The organism is Corynebacterium sp. LaCa_282, from assembly GCF_057198125.1.
Window position 1 is genome coordinate 1,743,777 of the sequence record NZ_CP191095.1, and the last position, 20,923, is coordinate 1,764,699.

A 20,923-nucleotide genomic window follows, 5' to 3' on the forward strand; every position below is an offset into this window, starting at 1 on the left:
ACAGTGTTTGGGTTGTTGTGGTGTGTTTGTTTTGGTCAATTAGTACCAGTAGCCTTCACACCTTACAGTGCTTCCAAGTCTGGCCTATCTACCCCATAGTCTTTAGGGGACCTCAAAAGAAACCTCATCTTAAAACAGGCTTCCCGCTTAGATGCTTTCAGCGGTTATCCCTTCCGTACGTAGCCAACCAGCGATACCCCTGGCGGGATAACTGGCACACTAGAGGTACGTCCGTCCCGGTCCTCTCGTACTAGGGACAGCCTTCTTCAAGTTTCAACGCGCGCGGCGGATAGAGACCGAACTGTCTCACGACGTTCTGAACCCAGCTCGCGTGCCGCTTTAATGGGCGAACAGCCCAACCCTTGGGACCTACTCCAGCCCCAGGATGCGACGAGCCGACATCGAGGTGCCAAACCATCCCGTCGATATGGACTCTTGGGGAAGATCAGCCTGTTATCCCCGGGGTACCTTTTATCCGTTGAGCGACACCACATCCACAAGTAGGTGCCGGATCACTAGTCCCGACTTTCGTCCCTGCTCGACATGTCTGTCTCACAGTCAAGCTCCCTTGTGCACTTACACTCACCACCTGATTGCCAACCAGGCTGAGGGAACCTTTGGGCGCCTCCGTTACATTTTGGGAGGCAACCGCCCCAGTTAAACTACCCACCAGGCACTGTCCCCAACCCAGATCATGGGCCAAGGTTAGATGCTCAATCCGATCAGAGTGGTATTTCAACAACGACTCCACCACCACTAGCGTGACGGTTTCACAGTCTCCCACCTATCCTACACAAACCGAACCAAACACCAATACCAAGCTATAGTGAAGGTCCCGGGGTCTTTTCGTCCTGCCGCGCGTAACGAGCATCTTTACTCGTAATGCAATTTCACCGGGCCTGTGGTCGAGACAGCAGAGAAGTCGTTACGCCATTCGTGCAGGTCGGAACTTACCCGACAAGGAATTTCGCTACCTTAGGATGGTTATAGTTACCACCGCCGTTTACTGGGGCTTAAATTCTCAGCTTCGCTAACAAACGTTAACTAACCGGTCCTCTTAACCTTCCAGCACCGGGCAGGCGTCAGTCCATATACATCAACTTAACGTCTTCGCATGGACCTGTGTTTTTGATAAACAGTCGCTTCCCTCTATTCTCTGCGACCCCACAACACTCCAACCGCACAGGGTCTTCACGTCACAGGGCCCCCCTTCTCCCGAAGTTACGGGGGCATTTTGCCGAATTCCTTAACCACAGTTCACCCGAACGCCTTAGTATCTTCAACCTGACCACCTGTGTCGGTTTAGGGTACGGGCCATACACACACTCGCTAGAGGCTTTTCTCGACAGTACAGGATCACCACCATCAACCCTTTTGGGTCTACGCATCACGCCTCAACCACAATGTGTGGCGGATTTACCTACCACACGGCCTACACGCTTACACCACCAATCCACTAAGTGGCGCGGCTACCTCACTGCGTCACCCCATCACTTGAACCACACATCAGGCCCCACGACATCAACACCACCAACACTCAAAGAGTGCAAAGGTAGCGTATCCGCAGTGGTTAGTATCCGTGCTTTATCATGGGCGCACATGTACGGGTACCAGAATATCAACTGGTTATCCATCGACTACGCCTGTCGGCCTCGCCTTAGGTCCCGACTCACCCTGGGAAGACGAACTTGACCCAGGAACCCTTAGTCATCCGGCGGTAAGGATTCTCACCTTACAATTCGTTACTCATGCCTGCATTCTCACTCGCACACAGTCCACGCCTCCTCACGGTAACGCTTCCACCCATGCACGACGCTCCCCTACCCAAACAACAAAAAATTGTTGCTTGCCGCGGCTTCGGCGGTGTACTTGAGCCCCACTACATTGTCGGCGCAGAACCACTCGACCAGTGAGCTATTACGCACTCTTTCAAGGATGGCTGCTTCTAAGCCAACCTCCTGGCTGTCTTCGCGATCCCACATCCTTTTCCACTTAGTACACCCTTAGGGGCCTTAACCGGCGATCTGGGCTGTTTCCCTCTCGACTATGAAGCTTATCCCCCACAGTCTCACTGCCGCACAACACAATTGATGGCATTCGGAGTTTGGCTGACATTGCTAAGATTGTAGTCCCGCTCAACCAACCAGTCGCTCTACCTCCACCAAGCTAAATGCGACGCTGCACCTAAATGCATTTCGGGGAGAACCAGCTATCACGGAGTTTGATTGGCCTTTCACCCCTACCCACAGCTCATCCCCGCAGTTTTCAACCTACGTGGGTTCGCGCCTCCACAACCTCTTACAGCTGCTTCACACTGGCCATGGGTAGATCACCCCGCTTCGGGTCCAGGACATGCCACTAAACACCCCATTAGGATTCGGTTTCCCTACGGCTACCCCACACGGGTTAACCTCGCGACATGCCGCTGACTCGCAGGCTCATTCTTCAAAAGGCACGCCATCACACACAAACAGGTGCTCTGACGGATTGTAAGCACATGGTTTCAGGAACTATTTCACTCCCCTCCCGGGGTACTTTTCACCATTCCCTCACGGTACTATCCACTATCGGTCACACTGAGTATTTAGGCTTACCGGGTGGTCCCGGCAGATTCACAACAGATTCCACGAGCCCGTTGCTACTCGGGCACCCAACAACCCCCACATCATCATCTTCAGCTACAGGACTCTCACCTACTCCGGCAGATCATTCCAAACCACTTCACCTAACAACAATGCAAAAAGGGCGTGCCACTGGTAGATGACACAAAATCAGGCCCCACAACACCGCACACACAACCCCTACCAGGTATCACATGCACACGGTTTAGCCTCATCCACGTTCGTTCGCCACTACTAGCAGAATCATTATTATTTTCTCCTCCTACGGGTACTGAGATGTTTCACTTCCCCGCGTAACCCCCACAACAGCTATGAATTCACTGAAGGGTAACCCCACATAACCAGGGCCAGGTTTCCCCATTCGGACATCCTCGGATCAACGCTTTATTGACAACTCCCCGAGGCTTAACGCAGCCTTACACGTCCTTCATCGGCTCAGCATGCCAAGGCATCCACCATGCGCCCTAAATAACGAACACACCAACCACCACACACAAACCACACAACACAAAGGTCACACAATCCGTATGCAGTGGCAACAAGTGAACTTGACAAAATAAACAAAAAGAAAAATCACATCACACACACAACACCACCCACATAAGCAGGCGGCATCATGTGAGATGCTCGCGTCCACTATACAGTTCTCACACAACACCCCAACCAGCAACAAACACCACCACAACAAACGATGCTCATCAACCAGTCAGGCACACAAAAAAGGGGATAATGCCCCAGACACCCAACAATGCACCAACGACTTACCAATCAACTTTACTTCCTGTATGCATGGACACTTTTACGCATGTCACAAAGCACTGTCTCAACACTTAGACCCTGCTGATTAAGGTGTGTCTCCTACCCGGATTCAACAATGGTGGCAGCAGAACACTCGCCTACTCAACCACCAACCCACCATCAAACAACAGTGGGCAACCCACAACTGTGGGTCATGGCTGCAACTGCAGCCTAATAAAAGCTCCTTAGAAAGGAGGTGATCCACCCGCACCTTCCGGTACGGGTACCTTGTTACGACTTCGTCCCAATCGCCGATCCCACCTTCGACGGCTCCCTAACACGTTTAGGCCACCGGCTTCGGGTGTTACCAACTTTCATGACGTGACGGGCGGTGTGTACAAGGCCCGGGAACGTATTCACCGCAGCATTGCTGATCTGCGATTACTAGCGACTCCGACTTCATGGGGTCGAGTTGCAGACCCCAATCCGAACTAAGGCCGGCTTTCAGCGATTCGCTCCACCTCACAGTGTCGCAGCGCGTTGTACCGACCATTGTAGCATGTGTGAAGCCCTGGACATAAGGGGCATGATGATTTGACGTCATCCCCACCTTCCTCCGAGTTAACCCCGGCAGTCTCTCATGAGTCCCCAACCAAATGCTGGCAACATAAGACAAGGGTTGCGCTCGTTGCGGGACTTAACCCAACATCTCACGACACGAGCTGACGACAACCATGCACCACCTGTACACCAACCACAAAGGGAAACTACATCTCTGCAGCGATCTGATGTATGTCAAGCCCAGGTAAGGTTCTTCGCGTTGCATCGAATTAATCCACATGCTCCGCCGCTTGTGCGGGCCCCCGTCAATTCCTTTGAGTTTTAGCCTTGCGGCCGTACTCCCCAGGCGGGGCGCTTAATGCGTTAGCTACGGCACGAAAGTCGTAGAAAGACCCTCACACCTAGCGCCCACCGTTTACGGCATGGACTACCAGGGTATCTAATCCTGTTCGCTACCCATGCTTTCGCTCCTCAGCGTCAGTAACTGCCCAGTAACCTGCCTTCGCCATCGGTGTTCCTCCTGATATCTGCGCATTTCACCGCTACACCAGGAATTCCAGTTACCCCTACAGCACTCAAGTTATGCCCGTATCGCCTGCACGCCCGGAGTTAAGCCCCAGAATTTCACAGACGACGCGACAAACCACCTACGAGCCCTTTACGCCCAGTAATTCCGGACAACGCTCGCACCCTACGTATTACCGCGGCTGCTGGCACGTAGTTAGCCGGTGCTTCTTATCTAGGTACCGTCACAAAAAGCTTCGTCCCTAGCGAAAGGAGTTTACAACCCGAAGGCCTTCATCCCCCACGCGGCGTCGCTGCATCAGGCTTGCGCCCATTGTGCAATATTCCCCACTGCTGCCTCCCGTAGGAGTCTGGGCCGTATCTCAGTCCCAATGTGGCCGTACACCCTCTCAGGCCGGCTACCCGTCGCCGCCTTGGTAGGCCATTACCCCACCAACAAGCTGATAGGCCGCGAGCTCATCCTACACCGAAAAAACTTTCCAACCACCACACTAAAGATGGTTCCTATCCGGTATTAGACCCAGTTTCCCAAGCTTATCCCGAAGTGCAGGGCAGATCACCCACGTGTTACTCACCCGTTCGCCACTCGAGTACCCTGCAAGCAGGGCCTTTCCGTTCGACTTGCATGTGTTAAGCACGCCGCCAGCGTTCGTCCTGAGCCAGGATCAAACTCTCCACAAAAAGAAATTTCAGAACAACAAAATCCTGAAAAGGCCGTGAAAAGCCCAAACCTAACCAAAAGAACAAACCACCACAAACCCACAAAAGCAGGCCCATGCTGGCGTCCAAAAATTACTACAAAGAAAAATAAACTGCCTCCCCAACCCGACGGGGCACAAAAAGGGAGACAAAAAAGTTGAACACAATCACATGCCAACCAATCCATCAATGCAGCCGAAACACTAAACAGTATTCAAAAAGATGCGTATTCCAACACCTTACCGGCACACACCAACCAACAAGCACACTAGGCTTGCCGGCCAACAGACCAATCAACACACAACCATGCACACAAAAATAAAAAATAAGTACATTGGCACACTATTGAGTTCTCAAACAACATCCACACACCACAAGAAAATTAACCAAACGTTAACCTCTCAGCGGCGGCTCGTACCAACTTACCCAACAACCTGAACCAAGTCAAATCATCGAACCAAGCCAGTACACAAAGTCACAAACAAGCAACCAACCGGCTACCTCTCGGCGACTCGCTAAAATTTATACTACGCCACTACACAACGCAAACCCGCAGGCCAACGTTGGTTTTTAGTGATAGCACGCGATCTTTCCATCGGGCCCATCGATAACGCGCACCGGAGTATTGAAGATGGGCGTCAGGATATCGTCGCGCATAATCTCCTCGGCCGGGCCGAATTCGACGATCTGCCCGTCCTTGCAAGCACAGATATAGTCCGCGTAACGCGCGGCAAAGTTGATGTCATGCAGAACCACGATGACCGTGCGCCCCAATTCCTGGGCAGCCTCGCGCAGGTGGCGCATCATGTCCACCGAGTGCGAAATGTCCAGGTTATTCAGCGGCTCATCCAGCAACACGTAATCGGTTTCTTGGCACAGCACCATGGCTACGTACGCGCGCTGGCGCTGACCACCAGACAGCTGGTCAAGGTAGCGGTGCTGCAATTCTTCCAAGTGTAGGAAGTGAATGTACTTAGAAATGACTTCTTCATCGTGTTTGTTGAGCCGCCCCTTGGTATAGGGAAAGCGGCCAAAGCCCACGAGCTGGCGCACAGTTAGTTTCGTGACGAAGTGATTTTCCTGCCGCAAGATAGACACAATCTTCGCCAGGTCGGCGGACTTGCTGGATTGAATGTCATAGCCGGCGATTTCGATGCTGCCTTCATCCATGTCGAGCAGGCGCCCGATCATGGTGAGCATCGTCGACTTACCCGCACCATTCGGCCCCACCAGCGCGGTGATGCCTCCTTGCGGGATGGTCAGGTTGAGCGGACCAATAGCGGTCTCGGCGGAATAGGTTTTAGAAACGTTCTTTAATTCGATCACAGTCGGCCCTTTCGCATAATGACAAACAGGAACACGGAGCCACCTACCAGCTCAATGATGATGGACACCACGCCTTGGGCGGAAAATACGTGCTGCATGAGGAAGTAGGCCGCAATGAGCACGAGGAATGCTAAGCCCACCGCCATCGGAAAGATGTAGCGGTGATCGTAGGTATCGGCGAATTGATAAGCCAGCGTAGCCACCAAAAAGCCCAGGAAGGTCATGGGACCTACCAGCGCGGTGGTCGTCGCCATCAGCAGCGAGACCAACACCAGCGTGTAAATTGCGTGCGCTTTATGGTTCACGCCCAGGTTGGTGCTGACATCGGCGCCCAAGGAAATCACGTTGAGCTTGCGCGCATTGAGCACCAAGAGCGTAGTGGCGATGGCTACGATGGGAATGGCGATGGGATAGTACTCGGATTCGGCGTTATTGACGGAGCCAAACAGGCGCGCGGTCAGGATGTCGAACTCGCTGGGGGTAAGCATGCGTTGCATAAAGGTCGATAGCGAGCCCAAGCCACCGCCGATGACCACGCCGACCAGCAGCATGGCATGCATATTCTGTTTCCTATTGGTCAGCAGCCACGAATAAAGCACCAAGGAAAGGCCCACCATGACACCCATTTGCATGAGGAAGGTGGGCACAGTGCGGGCATCGTTAAGCCCGCTAGCGCCCAGGAAGAAAATGGTCGCGGTATTGATGGCAACGTAGAGGGACTCAAAGCCCATGATGGATGGCGTCAAGATGCGGTTATTCGTCACGGTATGAAAAGACACCGTGGCCATGGCTTGGCACACAGCGACGATCGCCATGGCGATGAGGGCATCGGCGCGGCGCTGGGCGATGAGCCAAAACTTGCGGGTGCCAAAGTCCATCGGGTTGCCATAGGCCAGGTAGGCAAAAGCCAAAGCCGCAGCTAAGCCCCATACGCAGACCAGCGTGATCCAGTACTTCTTGGGTGGGGCGGACATCTTAGTTCGCACGGGTCGACCTCACAATCATGATGATGAAGACGATGGCGCCAATGACGCCAAGAATGACCGAAACCGGCATCTCGAATGGGGCGATGATGACGCGCCCCACCAGGTCACACACCGTGACGATGCCGATGCCCAGCAGGCAGACCCAGGGAACGTTGGAGCGCAGGTCATCGCCGCGCACCATGGAGACGATATTCGGCACGATAAGCCCAAGGAATGGCAGAGATCCTACGACAACGGTGACCACGCCCGTAGCAATGGCAATGAGCCCTGTTCCAAGCAACAACATGCGGTTATAGTTCAGCCCAACGTTGGTGGCCACGTCCTCGCCCAAGCCAACGACGGTGAGGCGGTCGGCGTAGATATACACTGCCACCAGCACCAAGAGCACGATCCACAAAACCTCGTATTGACCCTTGTACACCGCGGTAAATGAGCCCATGAACCAGATTCCCAATTGCTGGAGCATATCCGTCATCAAGGCGAAAAACGTCGAGACCGCAGACACCACGGCACCCAGCATGATGCCGATGATCGGCACGATGAGCGAGGAGCGCAGGGTCACTCGACGTAAGAAGAGGAAGAATACGACGGTACCCAGGAAGGAAAAGACCACCGCACCTATCATCTTGGTCAGGATCGAGGCAGTGGGTGCGACGACCATGACGAAGAGCAGGCCCAGCCCGGCCCACTCCGTGGTGCCGGTGGTAGATGGTTCAACGAAGCGGTTTTGGGTAAGCAGCTGCATGACCAGGCCGCTAACGGCCATGGCCGCGCCGGCGAGCACCAAGGCAATGGTGCGCGGTAAGCGGGTAATGCCGAACATGGCGGCGCCATCATCAGCGCCAAAAACGTCGTACTGCCCGGTCAACAAAGAGGTAACGAGCAACGCGGCGACGATGAGTATGCCAAGGCCCAGCTTCCAGTCCCAGACCTTTGTGCGGGTGGTGGTTTCCATAACTATCCTTTACGCACCTGAAAACCGGAGGGCACAAAATCCCTCCGGTTTCCGGTTTTAGTGGTGGCTAGTTCTTTTCAAACGCGTCTGCCATCGCGTTGAGCGTCTCCGTGAAGGTAATGATGTTTTCATTGGTGTAGGTATCCTGCGGAGCGGCAACGATGTTGCCTTCCTTAACGGCAGTCACGTTCTTGAGTGCCGCGGAATCCTCTACCAGCTTCTTACCTGGGGTGTAGCCTGCTTCATCCTTGGCAATAGCACCGTCGCGGTCCATGATGAGGATGTAGTCAGGGTTGGAATCAGCGATTGCCTCGACGGAGATGTCATCGCCCTCGTGGTCATCGCTAGCGTTTTTCACCTCGAGGGAAGGCTTCATGCCCAGCAGGTCAAAGAATGGCCCGAAGAAGCGGCCCTTACCTGGGGCGATGTAGTTGATGTCGCCACCGGTGGTGTTGACCGCCATGACGGTTTTCTCAGGATCGTAGGCGTCCTTGGCACGGTCCAGCGCCTTATTGAAGTCATCCACGAGCTTCTTTGCTTCGTCTTCGTGGTCGAAGATCTTGCCCAGTGCTTCGGTCTGGCGGATGAGTTCTTCCGCCATGTCCTTATCGTCGCGCGGGGAGAAGTCGAGGACCGGGGTATCTTCCATCAGTGCCTCGATATCAGCCTGGTGCTGGGTGAAGCGCTGACCGTTGATGACGATGTCCGGCTCTGCGGCAACCAGTGCTTCCAGGTCAGGTTCGCGGTGCATACCCAGGTTGGCCTCGATCGAGTCTTCATTGATCTTGTCCGAGAGGGTATCTGGGACAATGCCGAGCGGGGCAGCCACGATATTGAGGTCCCAGTCCGCGAGGATTTCGAAGGCGCGGTTATCCGTTACCGCGACGCGCTCGAACGGTACGTCCAGCTCGTGGGTGCCGTTATTATCTTCGATCTGCAGTGCGCTTTCCGATGTCCCCTTATTCGAACCCTGGTCCTCTTCTTCCGCAGTGCTACATGCGGTAAGTGCCAAGGAGGCGACAGCTACGACAGACAAAAGAGCGCGATGAATTTTCTTCATTGTGCTTTCCTTATAGACGAGAAACAAATGCCTCATTAACTTATCTTAAGTCACCCTAACCAATCAAGGTTAAGGGTAACCTTTCCTAAAGCGCATCGTCCCGACCGTAGAAACGCGCTGCATTTGCAAAGAAAACGGCATCGGCATGCACCCCCGCGGCCTCCCCAATGAGCTGGAAATCGTCTACCGAAAACACCCGGCTCGCCCGCTGTGAGGGCAGATCGGTACCCGCCATGAGCGCGGTTGGATCGACGTCAACAATGCGGCGCACCACCTCCCCCGGGTCGAGGTCCACGCGCCCGAATCCGGTGGCCTTGACCTTTACCCCGGCATCGACAAGCTCCAAGAGGTCATCTACTCCCTGCTCGCTCAGGCCCAGGTGGTCGATGCTCACGGCCGGCAGCTTCTTCAGCACCGGCGCCATATCGCCCAGCGCGGCCGCGTCGACATACAGCTCCACGTGCCAGCCGGCTAGGTCATAGATCCGCCAGGCGAATTCCTCGAGGTCCTCCCGCGCTGCGCTGCCACCGCGCCGGAAGTTAAAGCGCACCGCCCGCACGCCCAGGCCATCGAGGCGGCGGATTTCGGCATCGGAGACATCGGCAGGCAGCTGCGTGACCCCGACGAAGTTATCCAACTCCCCCAGAGCTTCTGCCAGATACCCCTGGTCAAAGCCCTGAAAGGATCCGGAAACTACCGCGCCAGCGGTGATATCAAAACCCTCACTCCGCAGCTTTTCGCGCCATATGTCATAGGCCGGAACCAAAAACTCCGGCGGCGTATAACCCTGATTCTCCTGAATGGGGTGGGAAAAATCGATGATGTGGAGGTGGGAATCAAATACTCGCTGCATGGCCACTACCCTAGCCGCGCGCGGGGACTCTCATAAGAAAACCCCAGCTAGAGCTGAATCCAGCTGGGGCTCTCGGTGGAGTTGCCGGGAACTGAACCCGTCTAAGCCATGGACGTTACTGGCCGAACTGCACTTACCTGGACACCAGGGCGGCGAGAGTTGAGCCTAGTACTGAAGTGTCCCAGATTTTGTTCCGTGTGGATAGATGGGAAAATCTGGGACATTTCACTAACGTAAAGGTCGCTTAGTATCCAATTGGGTACAAGCCGTCGACTATGGCACTAGCCTAAAAGTCAACTATTCCCCCCCTTCCCCGTCCTAGAAGCAATCGCCGAAGCAATGGAGCCAGCACTACTCGCTAAGAAAGCTGCCTAACCTCGACGTTGAGCTTGATTTAATCTTTCAGGGGGTTAGTCCCTCCAAGCTTCATTTCGAATCGCTTATAGTCTTCGAGTGAAGCGAAATGCCGAGAGTACAAGTCAATGTCCTTTTCCACAGTCCCATACAAGGCAGGGGCAATATCTACGATGTGACGAACCTTTACTGAGCCATGTTCGGCGTCTCCTTCGTCTTCTTGTGCATGCGCCAACGCCTGTACACGCTCCGAGGCAGCTTCGTCCGTATCTGCATAGACGATATAAAAATCTTCACGGAAATAGCTCTTTTGTGTCCCGACACGAGACAGCTCGAATACCACTATTCCTACGTAAGGTTCCATGCTTCACCTTCTGTCAGTCGAGGCCGTGCAACCTATCTCTAGCTGGCACAACGTGAAAGTATTCACGTTGGTCAGTTTAACAAGTTTTCCATCCGGCATCCCGATCAACTAGATCCAAGTTAGTCACAATCACCGATGAGCTCACCGATGCGGAATATAAAGAGCCCCTCACCTGCAAATGCAGGTGAGGGGCTCTCGGTGGAGCTGCCGGGACTTGAACCCGGGTCCTTCGTCACCTTGCCAGGGCTTCTCCGTGCGCAGTTCGCACATGATCTCTGCTCGGCCCTCCGGTTCGGGCGAACTCGTACCGGATGATGGGCCCAGTCACCAGTAAGAGTCCCATCTGGTCCTGATGACACAGCCAGACGGCAAGTTCCTTAGTCGATGCCAGGTTCTAGGTCAGGAACGAAACCTAGGCTGACAGACACGCGTCGCTGTAATTAGGCAGCGAGGGCGTAGTCACGCTGAGAGTTCTTCTCTGCGTTTATTTGTTTACTACGACGCTTAAACGGTGGTCGATAGCCTTCACCGGCACGCTTCCCCTGGCGCAGTGTACGAAGTCGAAACCAAATCAACCCCATAGCACTGTAGGGACGGGATAGTGCATCATTCCCTACGGTTATTCCAACACTACCGCAGACGCTTTTATTTCTCCAAGTGCTCTTCCAGCCAGTCTTTTAAGACCACCGCGTGGTTAATCTCGCGGTCGGCAGCACCAAAGAGCAGGGTGAGGTCCCCCTCCTTTGCCAAGGAGAGCAACCGGGTGAGTTCCTCGGACTCGCGGTCATCGAGCTCGGCGCGGTAGCGGCGCGAAAACTCCTGGAAGGAATCATCGTCATGGCCCCACCACTTGCGCAGCTCGGGGCTGGGCGCCACGTCCTTAAACCATTCGTCATAGTCCAGGTCCGCCTTGGCGATGCCCCGCGGCCACAGGCGGTCTACCAATACGCCGGTTCCGGAAATGGAGTCCTCGCCCTTGACTGCATCGTGAACCTTTACCGTTTTAAGCATTAATCCCCTTCACGCGGCGGCCGAGCTCGCGGGTGATTTCGCGGTTCTGGTCGCGCCGCTTGATGTCTTCGCGCTTGTCATAATCCTGCTTACCCTGCGCGAGCGCCAGCGACAACTTCGCGTACCCATTTTTGAGGTACACCTTGAGCGGCACCAAGGTTTTATTGCCGTTGCGCACCTGCCCGTAGAGCTTGTCGATCTCCCGGCGGTGCAGCAAGAGCTTGCGGGTGCGCCGCGGGCTGTGGTTGGTCCAGGACCCCATCGAATACTCCGGAATGTGTAGATTCCGCAAGTACACCTCGCCATTATCAATGGTGGCGAAGGCATCATTAAGCGAGATCTTGCCTTCCCGGAGGGATTTGATCTCCGTGCCGAGCAAGACGATGCCGCACTCGAATTCTTCCAGGATCTTATAGTCGTGCCGGGCCCGGCGGTTGGTCGCAAGCGTGGCGTCCCCGGAAGCCGCCTTCTTATTCTTCTTGCCCTTTTTAGCCATAATTGCCTCAGTGTACTGCTCGTTTACCGCACCCGGCAAACGGCTTAGCGGCGGACATAGGAACGCAGGGTAATCTGCGCGGTGGCAGCGGTAACCGCCAAGGCGAGCAGCCCCACCAGCGGCAGTGCTATCCACAGATCGCTTAACTTCATCGGTGCCAGCAACTGCGATTCATACAGGCCCTGCAGCGCAGGATCGATCACTTGGGACTTCGCCACGAGCAGCCCGGCACCGCCCAGGACCACACCGATAAGGGAGGCGAGCACCGCTTCTACCACGAACGGCGCTTGCGTCATCCAGCGCGAGGCGCCCACCATGCGCATAATTTCGGTCTCCCGGGTGCGGTGGAAGGCGGCGATTTGCACCATATTGGCCACCAAGAAGATGGCTGCAATGGACATCACGATGGCCACGATGAAGGTGGCGGTGCGGATGGAATCAAGGTTGCTTGCCGCCTCACGCACCTCTTCCTGCTGGTCCACGACCTCTTCTACCGCCGGGTTATCCCGCACGGCATCGATGGCGGAGGCCTCCTCCGGGTCCACGAGGCGCACGTGCAGTGCTGCAGGCAGCGCATCCGGCGAGGTTTGTTCCACCATCACCGGATCCGTGTCCTGGAATAGCTCACGGAAGCGCTCGTAGGAGGCCTCGCGGTTGCGAAATTCCACGGATTCTACGGAACTATCGGATTCCAGCTGGTCCTTTAAGTCCGCGCATGCGGGAGTGGAGCAGTTTGGATCCGTGGCGGAAATATCCTCGTTGAGCTGCACCATGACCTCGACGCGGTCCAAGTAGATATCCTTCGTATCCTTGGTGAGGTTGGTGACCATGATGCCGGCAACCACGGCGCCGACAGAAATGGCTGTGGTAATGAGCATCGCGATGGTCATCGTCAGGTTGCGGCCCAAGCCCTTGGTGGCCTCGCGGAAGATGAATCCTAGGTTCATGCCTGCTCCTCCTGCGCCGAATAGGCGGCGTTGTGTTCATCGCGAACGAGCGTGCCATCGCGCAATTCCAGCACGCGCCTCTTCGCCTTATCCACGGCGCGGGAATTGTGCGTGGACATCACTACGGTGGTGCCACGCTTGTTGATGCGCAACAGCAAGTCCATGATCCCGTCGGCGGTGGCGGGATCGAGGTTGCCCGTGGGTTCATCGGCAAGCAGCAGCTTCGGGCGATTGACCAGGGCGCGGGCGATAGCAACGCGCTGCTGCTCACCGCCGGAAAGCTCGTGCGGCATCGCATGGTGGCGGTTTTCCAGCCCCACCATCTCCAGTACCTGCGGCACCGCGGTGGAGATGCGGTGCTTGCTCTTGCCGATGACCTCCAGGGCAAACGCCACATTCTGGTACACGTTGAGCTTGGGTAGCAGCCGAAAATCCTGGAATACGTAGCCAATGGATTGGCGTAGGGCGTTAATATCCTTGCCCTTCAACTCATTGACGTGGAAGTCACCGAAGTAAATATCGCCCGAGGTCACATTGCTATAGCGCACCATGAGCTCAAGAAAAGTGGACTTTCCGGACCCCGAAGGGCCGATGAGGAACGCAAACTCACCGTCCGCAATTTCAAAAGACACCCCATCGAGCGCGGGGCGGGACTGGGCGGAATACACCTTAGTCACGTTATTGAAAGTAATCACCCCGCCACTGTAGCAACCAAAGTTGACAGTGACCTGTGAACGCTATTTAGTAGTGTAGTCTAGAACACAAAATCTGGTACGCAATGATGCCCGACCCGATCGACAGAAAGTGCCGATACTATGGCCGAGACTAAAACCAAAGAAAAACCGGAGAAAGCAAGCGGCTTTTTAGGCACCGTAGAAAAGATTGGCAATAAACTCCCCGATCCTTTCTGGCTCTTCGTCATCCTCGCGATCATCGTCGCCATTACCTCATGGATTGGCCACTTAATTGGCATGAGCGCCGAGGATCCTAAATCCGGCGATACCATCGAGGTTGAATCCCTCCTGACCACCGAGAATATCTCGCGCATGGTCACGGACGCGGTGGAGAACTTCACGAGCTTCCCGCCACTGGGCGTCATCCTCGCCGTGATGCTGGGTGTGGCCGTGGCCGAACAGTCCGGGCTCTTGTCCGCGCTCGTGCGCACCATGGTGACCAAGGTCAGCCCGAAGTTCCTTACCTTCATCGTCGCGCTGGCCGGCGTGACCGGTTCCGTGGCTTCGGATGCCATTTATGTCATCCTCATCCCGCTGGGCGCGATGGCCTTCCACTCGGTGGGCCGCTCCCCCATCGTGGGTGCCATGGTGGCCTTTGCGGCATCCTCGGCGGGCTTCAACGCCTCGCTAATCCTCAACATCACTGACCTCCTGCTGGCCGGTATTTCCACTCCTGCCGCACAGTTTGTGGATGAGGCTTATGAGGTCAGCCCGCTGGCCAATATCTTCTTCGTCATCCCATCCGCCATCGTGCTGTCTCTTATCATCACCGCCGTCACGGAATGGTTCATGGTGAAAAAGGCCCGCGACCTGGTCAACCACGACAAGATCAATTACGAGGAAGTCTCCTTCTCCCAGGCCGCCGGCGCCGCTGATAACGAGGCGGACGAGGAAGAAAGCGACGTTGATTTCGAGGAAGAAGAAGACGAGCTGCGGGTAAAGCCGGAGGAGCAAAAGGGCTTGACCGCTTCTGGCATCGCGCTACTCATCTTCCTCGCCGGATTCTTCGCCCTACTCTTCATCCCAGGCTCCCCGCTCGCTAGCCAAGAAGATAGCTTCATGGAATCGCCGCTGATTAGCGCGATTGCGGTTCCCATTGCCCTGGCGTTCTTGGTCTGCGGCATCGTCTACGGCATCTACGCCGGCACGCTGAAGTCTGCCTCCGACGTGCCAGATTTTATGGCCAAGGGCATTAAAACCTTGGTTCCCATGCTGGTGCTCTTTTTCGCCGTGGCCCAGTTCCTGGCGTGGTTCCAGTGGTCAAACCTCGGTGTTTGGACCGCGATTAAGGGCTCTGAACTGCTGCAAGCATGGTCGCTGCCGCCTATTTTGATGTTCGCCGCGCTCGTGGCCATGGTGGCAATCCTCAACCTGTTCATTACCTCAGGTTCCGCGCAGTGGGCCCTGATGGCGCCGGTGATCGTCCCGATGATGATGTATGTGGGCATTTCTCCTGAGGTCTCCCAGATGCTCTTCCGTATCGGTGACTCGCCGACAAATATCATCACCCCGATGTCGCCGTACTTCGCTCTCGCGCTGACCTTCCTGCAGCGGTACTACAAGCCGGCGGGTGTCGGCACGCTGATGTCGCTGGCGCTGCCGTATTCCATCGCCATGATCGTCGGCTGGTTCCTCTTCTTTATCGTGTGGTACCTGCTGGGCATCCCGCTCGGACCGGGCGCACCAATGCACTACCCAGCTTAAGTCTGCAGAGCGCGGTTGAGGTTAATCCTCGCCGCGCTCTTGTTGCATGCGCCACCGGATTCCGGCTTCCAAGAATCCGTCGATATCCCCATCGAGCACCTTGGAGGGATCGCCCATTTCAAAATTGGTACGCAGGTCTTTGACCATTTGGTACGGGTGCAAAACATAAGAGCGCATCTGGTTGCCCCAAGAGGCATTGCCGCCGGCGCCGAGCGCATCGAGCTCCGCCCGCTCTTCTTGGCGCTTGCGCTCCAACAGCTTTGCCTGCAAAACCCGCATGGCAGAAGCCTTATTTTGAATCTGCGACTTCTCGTTCTGGCAGGTGACCACGATGCCGGTGGGGATATGGGTCAGGCGCACCGCGGAATCGGTGGTGTTAACGGACTGTCCACCGGGGCCAGAGGAACGGTACACGTCCACGCGCACCTCATTATCTGGCACGTCAATGTGGTCCGTTTGCTCCACTACAGGAAGGACCTCGACCTCTGCAAAGGAGGTTTGTCGCCGGCCCTGGTTGTCAAAGGGCGAAAGGCGCACGAGGCGGTGCGCGCCCTGTTCCACGGAAAGCTGGCCGTACATGTATTCCCCATGCACCACGAAGGTGGCGGATTTAATTCCTGCTTCCTCGGCATAGGAAATATCGTAAATATCCACCTTGTGGTCGTGCTTTCCGGCCCAGCGGGTGTACATGCGCATGAGCATCTCCGCCCAATCGGCCGCGTCTACCCCGCCAGCACCCGACCGGATATTGATCACGGCCTCGCGCGGGTCGTATTCCCCGGAGAGCATGGTGGTTACCTCGAGGGATTCGATGGCGCTTTCCAGCTCAGCAAGATCTTCATCGGCAACGGAAACGGTGCCTTCTTCCTCCGCGAGCTCGTACATCACCGGCATATCATCTAAACGCCCGCGCAAAGACTCCAGTTTGCGGACTTTTGCTTGCGCGCTTGATAGCTCAGAGGTGACCTTCTGTGCGTGCTCGGGGTCATCCCACAGCGAGGGATCCCCAGCTTGGGCTTCCAACTCCCGAATGCGCGCAGCCAAGGCTTCCGGATCCATGACCTTTTCAATGGTGGTCAGGGTGGTGTCCAATTGCTTGAGCCGTGTAATTACTTCGGGACGCATAGGCCCCAATCTTACCCACCTCCCCCACAGAATTAGCCATTGGTTGGATTTAGGGCGACAATGGTGTGCATGGATAAAAAGCCAAGCTTGCAGGAGATGATCGATGCGGTCATCAAAACGTTTATTGTCGCGCATGCAGACGATGGGGATGCCCATTTGGCGCAGGCGCTTGTGTATAACGCCGGACGCTTGGCTTGGCGCTTGCGCGAGATGGGCGTCTCGGTTGAGCAGAAAACCTCTATTTCTGACGTGGTCACGGATGCGGACCGCGCCGCCGAGCGCTTCGTCGCTGGCGTGCTAGAGGCCGTGCGCCCCGAGGACGGCTTGGTGGGCGAGGAAGGCACCGCCCGCGAGTCCCAGTCTGGGCGCAATTGGGTCATCGATCCGGTGGATGGCACCTACAATTTCACCTCTGGCTCGGATTATTGGTGCTCGGCGCTCGCGCTTACCGATGCCTCCGGGGTCGCCCTCGGCGCCGTCCACCGCCCCGCCATGGGCTATACCTGGTTTGGCGGGCGCGACTACCCCACCTCGCTCGATGGCAAGGACGTTGCCAAGCTGCAGGATAAGCCGGCAGAAGAAATCTCTCTCTCGTCCTACCTACACCCAACGTCGCTGGCGGATCCAGAAATTCGTGCCGCGTGGCAGCGGGTGGCCGAAAACTTTGCTACAGTCCGTATGCTTGGTGCCGGTTCGGTGGACTTGGCCTCCGTGGCAGAAGGCACGTGGGGCGCATGGATGCAGCATTCGGTAGCGGATTGGGATTGGTTCCCCGGCAAGGCTCTCATTGAAGCCGCCGGTGGTGCCGCCCGCAAGGTAGAAGCCGGTGGCGTCGAGTGGTGCTTGGCCGGAAATAAACAGGTAGTTCAACAAATGGAGGAATGGCTCCGTGGGTAAATTCAAAGAAGACTTAGGTCTCGCTCTCGAGTTAGCCGGTCACGCCGATGTGGTCACGATGCATCGCTTTGAGGCCACCGACCTTTCCGTCAAGGAAAAGCCGGACCTGACCCCGGTTTCGGATGCGGATCTGAACTGCGAGAAGCACATCCGCGATTCGCTGAAGCGCTCCCGCCCGCGCGATGAGGTTTTGGGCGAAGAATTCGGCGGCCAGGCCTGCTACGAGGGCCGCCAGTGGGTTATCGATCCCATCGATGGTACGAAGAACTTCGTGCGCGGCGTGCCCGTGTGGGCAACGCTTATTTCCCTGCTCGAGGACGGCGAACCGGTCGTCTCCGTGGTCTCCGCGCCTGCCCTGCGCCGTCGCTGGTACGCGGCGAAAGGCGCCGGTGCCTACCGCGTTTTTGGCGGCGAGCCGAAGCGCCTGCACGTCTCTCAGATCGAAAAGCTTGGGCATGCCTCCCTGGCCATGAGCTCGCTGACAGGCTGGTCCGAGCGCGGGTTGCGCGATAAGTTCCTCAACCTCACGGATAAGACGTGGCGCCTGCGCGGCTACGGCGATTTCTGGTCCTATTGCCTCGTGGCAGAAGGCGCCGTCGATATCGCCACCGAGCCTGAGGTCTCCCTCTGGGACCTCGCCGCCCCATCCCTGCTCGTGACCGAGGCGGGCGGCACGTTTACGGATCTGTCCGGCAATCCCGGGCCGCACGGCGGATCGGCCATTGCCTCCAATGGCCGCCTGCACAAGGCCGCGCTGCAGATGCTGCAGGATTAAGGGTGGGCCGAAAGCTTCAATAAGACCGGTTCACGGCGCCCGCCTTCGGCGCCAGAGCAGCCATCACTGTGCGAGCAGCTTCCGCAGCCGCCCGTGGGGCACGAGGACAGCGATTCGCGCACGAGCTGTGCGCTGTGTTCCAAGTGGGCGAGGATGACCTCCACGGTCCCCTGCCCCAGTCCGGTCGCGCGGGCGATGTCCGCGGGGGTGGAGTGACCGCCGCGGATCGCTTCTTTTACCTTGTCTGTAGGGCTCATAGGAATAACCTCAGCACTTGGAAGACGCCAAGAGCCAAAACCCATGCCGTGACGAGCTGCAGCACAAAGCCGATGAGCGTCCACTTCCAGCCAATTTCGCGCCGCTGCGCGGCCACCGTGGCTACGCACGGCGTATAGGCCAAGAGGAAGACCATGTACGCCCACACCGCGGCCAGCCCGTGCCCACCTGAAGCGGCATCGAAATCGCTGCGGATGTGATCGGCCAGCGAAGACTCGGCTTGTTCTTCAGGATCGGCATCCGTGACGTCATCGACGGCGTAGGTCTGCGCCCAGGTGGAAATCAGCGTTTCCTTCGCCACAAAACCTGTTACCAGCGGGCCGGTGAGCGACCACGAATCGAAGCCAGCCGGCGCAAACGCCGGGGATATCGCCTTGGATACCGCGCCATAGGCCGAGTCCTCCGGCGGGACGGCCTCCTCGTCAAAGGAATGTCCACCGGTAACCGGGATGGACATGAGCAGCCAAATGACCACCACCGTGACCACGATGATGCCGCCTGCAGTGTGCAGGAATCCCTTCAGGCGCACCCACATGACCGAGAGCGATAGCTTGAACGTGGGCAGCTGATACGACGGCAGGTCAATAACGAGCGCCTCGGACGGCATGGCGCGCCAGACCGTTTTGCGCAGCGCCAGGCCCACGGCAACCACCAGGGCGATGGATAAGACGTACATGCCAAAGACCGCCGATCCGGCGTGATCGGGGAAGAAGACCTGCGCCAGCATCATAAAGACGATAAGCCGCGCCGAGCACGAGGTAAACGGAATAAGCAGGCAGGTAAGGATGCGGTGGCGGACATCGCCAAGCACGCGCGTGGCCGAAATCGCTGGCACGTTGCAGCCATAGCCCACCACGATGGGGATGAAGGCCTTGCCAGGCAGACCAATCGAACGCATCACCCTATCGGTGACCACCGCGGCGCGCGCCATGTAGCCGGAATCCTCCAGCACCGCGAGGCACAAGAACATCAGCGCCAGCAGCGGGGCGAAGGTCAGGACCATGCCGACGCCGCCAATAAGGCCATCGACAAGCAAGCCCGTAATCAGCCAATGGTCGAGGCCAATGGCTTCCAGCCCGGCGCGGGCCGCATCTGAAACCGGACCGGTAATAAGGTCCTCGAGGCCGTCCTGCATGGGCCCTGCCACCGTGGTGGTGATGAAGAAGACCGCCCACATCACCGCGAGGAAGAGCAGCGGGCCCACCACCGGGTGCAGCACCATGCGGTCGACGCGCTGGGTGAGGGTCTCGCCCACCTCCACGCGGTGGACCGCGGCCTTTTCGGCGGCATCGAGATCCGCGAAGCGCTGATCCAGGCCAGAATCCTCGCGAATGATGGTCGGCTCGGCGCGCATGGCCTGCGCCACGGCGCTTTCCAACCCGTCGAGGTTGCGCCGGCGCCGACCATTGACGCTGACCACTGGCATGCCGGTAGCGCGGGAGAGCGCATCAGTATCGATGCTAATGCCCTGCTGCTCGGCCATATCCTCCTTGGTGACGCCGAGGACCACGCGGTATGGCTCGGCGGCGATTTGCAGCGCCAAGTTGAGCCCGCGGGCCGGGGCCGTCGCGTCCACGAGGACCACGACGACATCGGGGCGCTCGTCTGCGGGGCGGTCAATGAGCATCTGCTTAGTAAAGGCCTCATCGGGGCTCATGGGGTCTAGGGAATAGGCGCCGGGCAGGTCGATGATGTCGAAGGCCTCTGGCTGCGCATTCCAGAGCCCGCGGCTGACCTCGACCGAGGTGCCCGGCCAATTGCCGGTCTGGACCTTCGCGCCGGTCAATGCGTTAAAGAGTGTGGATTTTCCGGAATTCGGCGCGCCCACCAGCGCAAGCACCGGCGTGCCTTCCGCCGCTATCCGCATACTAGAGGTACTGTGGCAGCTTGCTGGGGCCGTGGAGTTATGTGCCATG

At 57.1% G+C, this 20,923-nt stretch carries 16 protein-coding genes, 2 rRNA genes and 1 other RNA gene; 3 read left to right on the top strand and 16 right to left on the bottom strand.

Annotation, left to right across the window (positions count from 1 at the left end):
- Positions 1-20: 20 nt before the first annotated feature.
- The 13 genes from ACP8KU_RS08150 to ftsE form a co-directional block, all read right to left on the bottom strand.
- A 23S ribosomal RNA gene (locus ACP8KU_RS08150) occupies positions 21-3,100 on the bottom strand.
- A gap of 508 nt (positions 3,101-3,608) precedes the next feature.
- A 16S ribosomal RNA gene (locus ACP8KU_RS08155) occupies positions 3,609-5,126 on the bottom strand.
- Together the 16S and 23S rRNA genes form the textbook arrangement of a ribosomal RNA operon.
- A 588-nt stretch (positions 5,127-5,714) precedes the next feature.
- The gene (locus tag ACP8KU_RS08160) at positions 5,715-6,470 is read right to left on the bottom strand and encodes an iron ABC transporter ATP-binding protein (protein ID WP_023025818.1); all 756 of its coding nucleotides are present in this window, start codon (positions 6,468-6,470) and stop codon (positions 5,715-5,717) included.
- Positions 6,467-7,444, bottom strand: a complete 978-nt coding sequence (locus tag ACP8KU_RS08165) for an iron chelate uptake ABC transporter family permease subunit (RefSeq protein ID WP_484484165.1) — start codon at positions 7,442-7,444, stop codon at positions 6,467-6,469. The genes ACP8KU_RS08160 and ACP8KU_RS08165 overlap by 4 nt, the downstream gene beginning before the upstream one ends.
- A gap of 1 nt (position 7,445) precedes the next feature.
- A complete protein-coding gene (locus ACP8KU_RS08170) occupies positions 7,446-8,411 on the bottom strand; it encodes an ABC transporter permease (RefSeq protein ID WP_484483580.1) in 966 nt (321 codons plus the stop codon).
- A gap of 67 nt (positions 8,412-8,478) precedes the next feature.
- Entirely contained in the window at positions 8,479-9,471 is a 993-nt protein-coding gene (locus ACP8KU_RS08175; RefSeq protein WP_484483581.1) for a siderophore ABC transporter substrate-binding protein, read from the bottom strand.
- 85 nt (positions 9,472-9,556) lie between these two features.
- Positions 9,557-10,324 carry an amidohydrolase family protein gene (locus ACP8KU_RS08180; RefSeq protein ID WP_284643401.1) on the bottom strand — a complete coding sequence of 256 codons (768 nt, stop codon included), beginning with the start codon at positions 10,322-10,324 and terminating at the stop codon, positions 9,557-9,559.
- Positions 10,325-10,718: 394 nt separating this feature from the next.
- The gene (locus tag ACP8KU_RS08185; protein ID WP_023025804.1) at positions 10,719-11,042 is read right to left on the bottom strand and encodes a DUF4288 domain-containing protein; all 324 of its coding nucleotides are present in this window, start codon (positions 11,040-11,042) and stop codon (positions 10,719-10,721) included.
- A 196-nt stretch (positions 11,043-11,238) separates the two neighbouring features.
- Positions 11,239-11,621, bottom strand: a transfer-messenger RNA (tmRNA) gene (gene ssrA / locus ACP8KU_RS08190).
- A 66-nt stretch (positions 11,622-11,687) separates the two neighbouring features.
- On the bottom strand, positions 11,688-12,053 hold the full coding sequence (locus tag ACP8KU_RS08195) for a DUF488 domain-containing protein (RefSeq protein ID WP_005277610.1): 366 nt from the start codon (positions 12,051-12,053) through the stop codon (positions 11,688-11,690).
- The gene (gene smpB, locus ACP8KU_RS08200; RefSeq protein WP_023016945.1) at positions 12,046-12,549 is read right to left on the bottom strand and encodes an SsrA-binding protein SmpB; all 504 of its coding nucleotides are present in this window, start codon (positions 12,547-12,549) and stop codon (positions 12,046-12,048) included. Before smpB ends, ACP8KU_RS08195 begins: the two co-directional genes overlap by 8 nt.
- Positions 12,550-12,593: 44 nt before the next feature.
- A complete protein-coding gene (ftsX, locus tag ACP8KU_RS08205) occupies positions 12,594-13,496 on the bottom strand; it encodes a permease-like cell division protein FtsX (protein ID WP_005277606.1) in 903 nt (300 codons plus the stop codon).
- The gene (gene ftsE / locus ACP8KU_RS08210; RefSeq protein WP_023016944.1) at positions 13,493-14,191 is read right to left on the bottom strand and encodes a cell division ATP-binding protein FtsE; all 699 of its coding nucleotides are present in this window, start codon (positions 14,189-14,191) and stop codon (positions 13,493-13,495) included. Before ftsE ends, ftsX begins: the two co-directional genes overlap by 4 nt.
- Positions 14,192-14,311: 120 nt before the next feature.
- Here ftsE and ACP8KU_RS08215 point away from each other — a divergent pair, with 120 nt between their 5' ends.
- Positions 14,312-15,934, top strand: coding sequence for an AbgT family transporter (locus ACP8KU_RS08215; RefSeq protein WP_484483582.1), 1,623 nt, complete (start codon positions 14,312-14,314; stop codon positions 15,932-15,934).
- 21 nt (positions 15,935-15,955) lie between these two features.
- Here ACP8KU_RS08215 and prfB read toward each other — a convergent pair whose 3' ends face one another.
- On the bottom strand, positions 15,956-17,059 hold the full coding sequence (gene prfB, locus ACP8KU_RS08220; protein ID WP_005277601.1) for a peptide chain release factor 2: 1,104 nt from the start codon (positions 17,057-17,059) through the stop codon (positions 15,956-15,958).
- Positions 17,060-17,119: 60 nt separating this feature from the next.
- Between prfB and ACP8KU_RS08225 the strand changes: the two genes are divergently transcribed.
- Both ACP8KU_RS08225 and hisN read left to right on the top strand, forming a co-directional pair.
- Positions 17,120-17,956 (top strand): inositol monophosphatase family protein, encoded by an 837-nt coding sequence (locus ACP8KU_RS08225; RefSeq protein ID WP_284636392.1) that lies wholly within the window; start codon positions 17,120-17,122, stop codon positions 17,954-17,956.
- A complete protein-coding gene (gene hisN, locus ACP8KU_RS08230) occupies positions 17,949-18,731 on the top strand; it encodes a histidinol-phosphatase (protein WP_023016942.1) in 783 nt (260 codons plus the stop codon). Before ACP8KU_RS08225 ends, hisN begins: the two co-directional genes overlap by 8 nt.
- On the opposite strand, the gene ACP8KU_RS08235 is transcribed toward hisN, so the two are convergent.
- Together ACP8KU_RS08235 and feoB are read right to left on the bottom strand one after the other, a co-directional pair.
- The gene (locus ACP8KU_RS08235) at positions 18,728-18,988 is read right to left on the bottom strand and encodes a hypothetical protein (RefSeq protein ID WP_005277598.1); all 261 of its coding nucleotides are present in this window, start codon (positions 18,986-18,988) and stop codon (positions 18,728-18,730) included. The genes hisN and ACP8KU_RS08235 overlap by 4 nt on opposite strands.
- Positions 18,985-20,922 carry a ferrous iron transport protein B gene (feoB, locus tag ACP8KU_RS08240; RefSeq protein WP_484483583.1) on the bottom strand — a complete coding sequence of 646 codons (1,938 nt, stop codon included), beginning with the start codon at positions 20,920-20,922 and terminating at the stop codon, positions 18,985-18,987. The genes ACP8KU_RS08235 and feoB overlap by 4 nt, the downstream gene beginning before the upstream one ends.
- Position 20,923 lies beyond the last annotated feature (1 nt).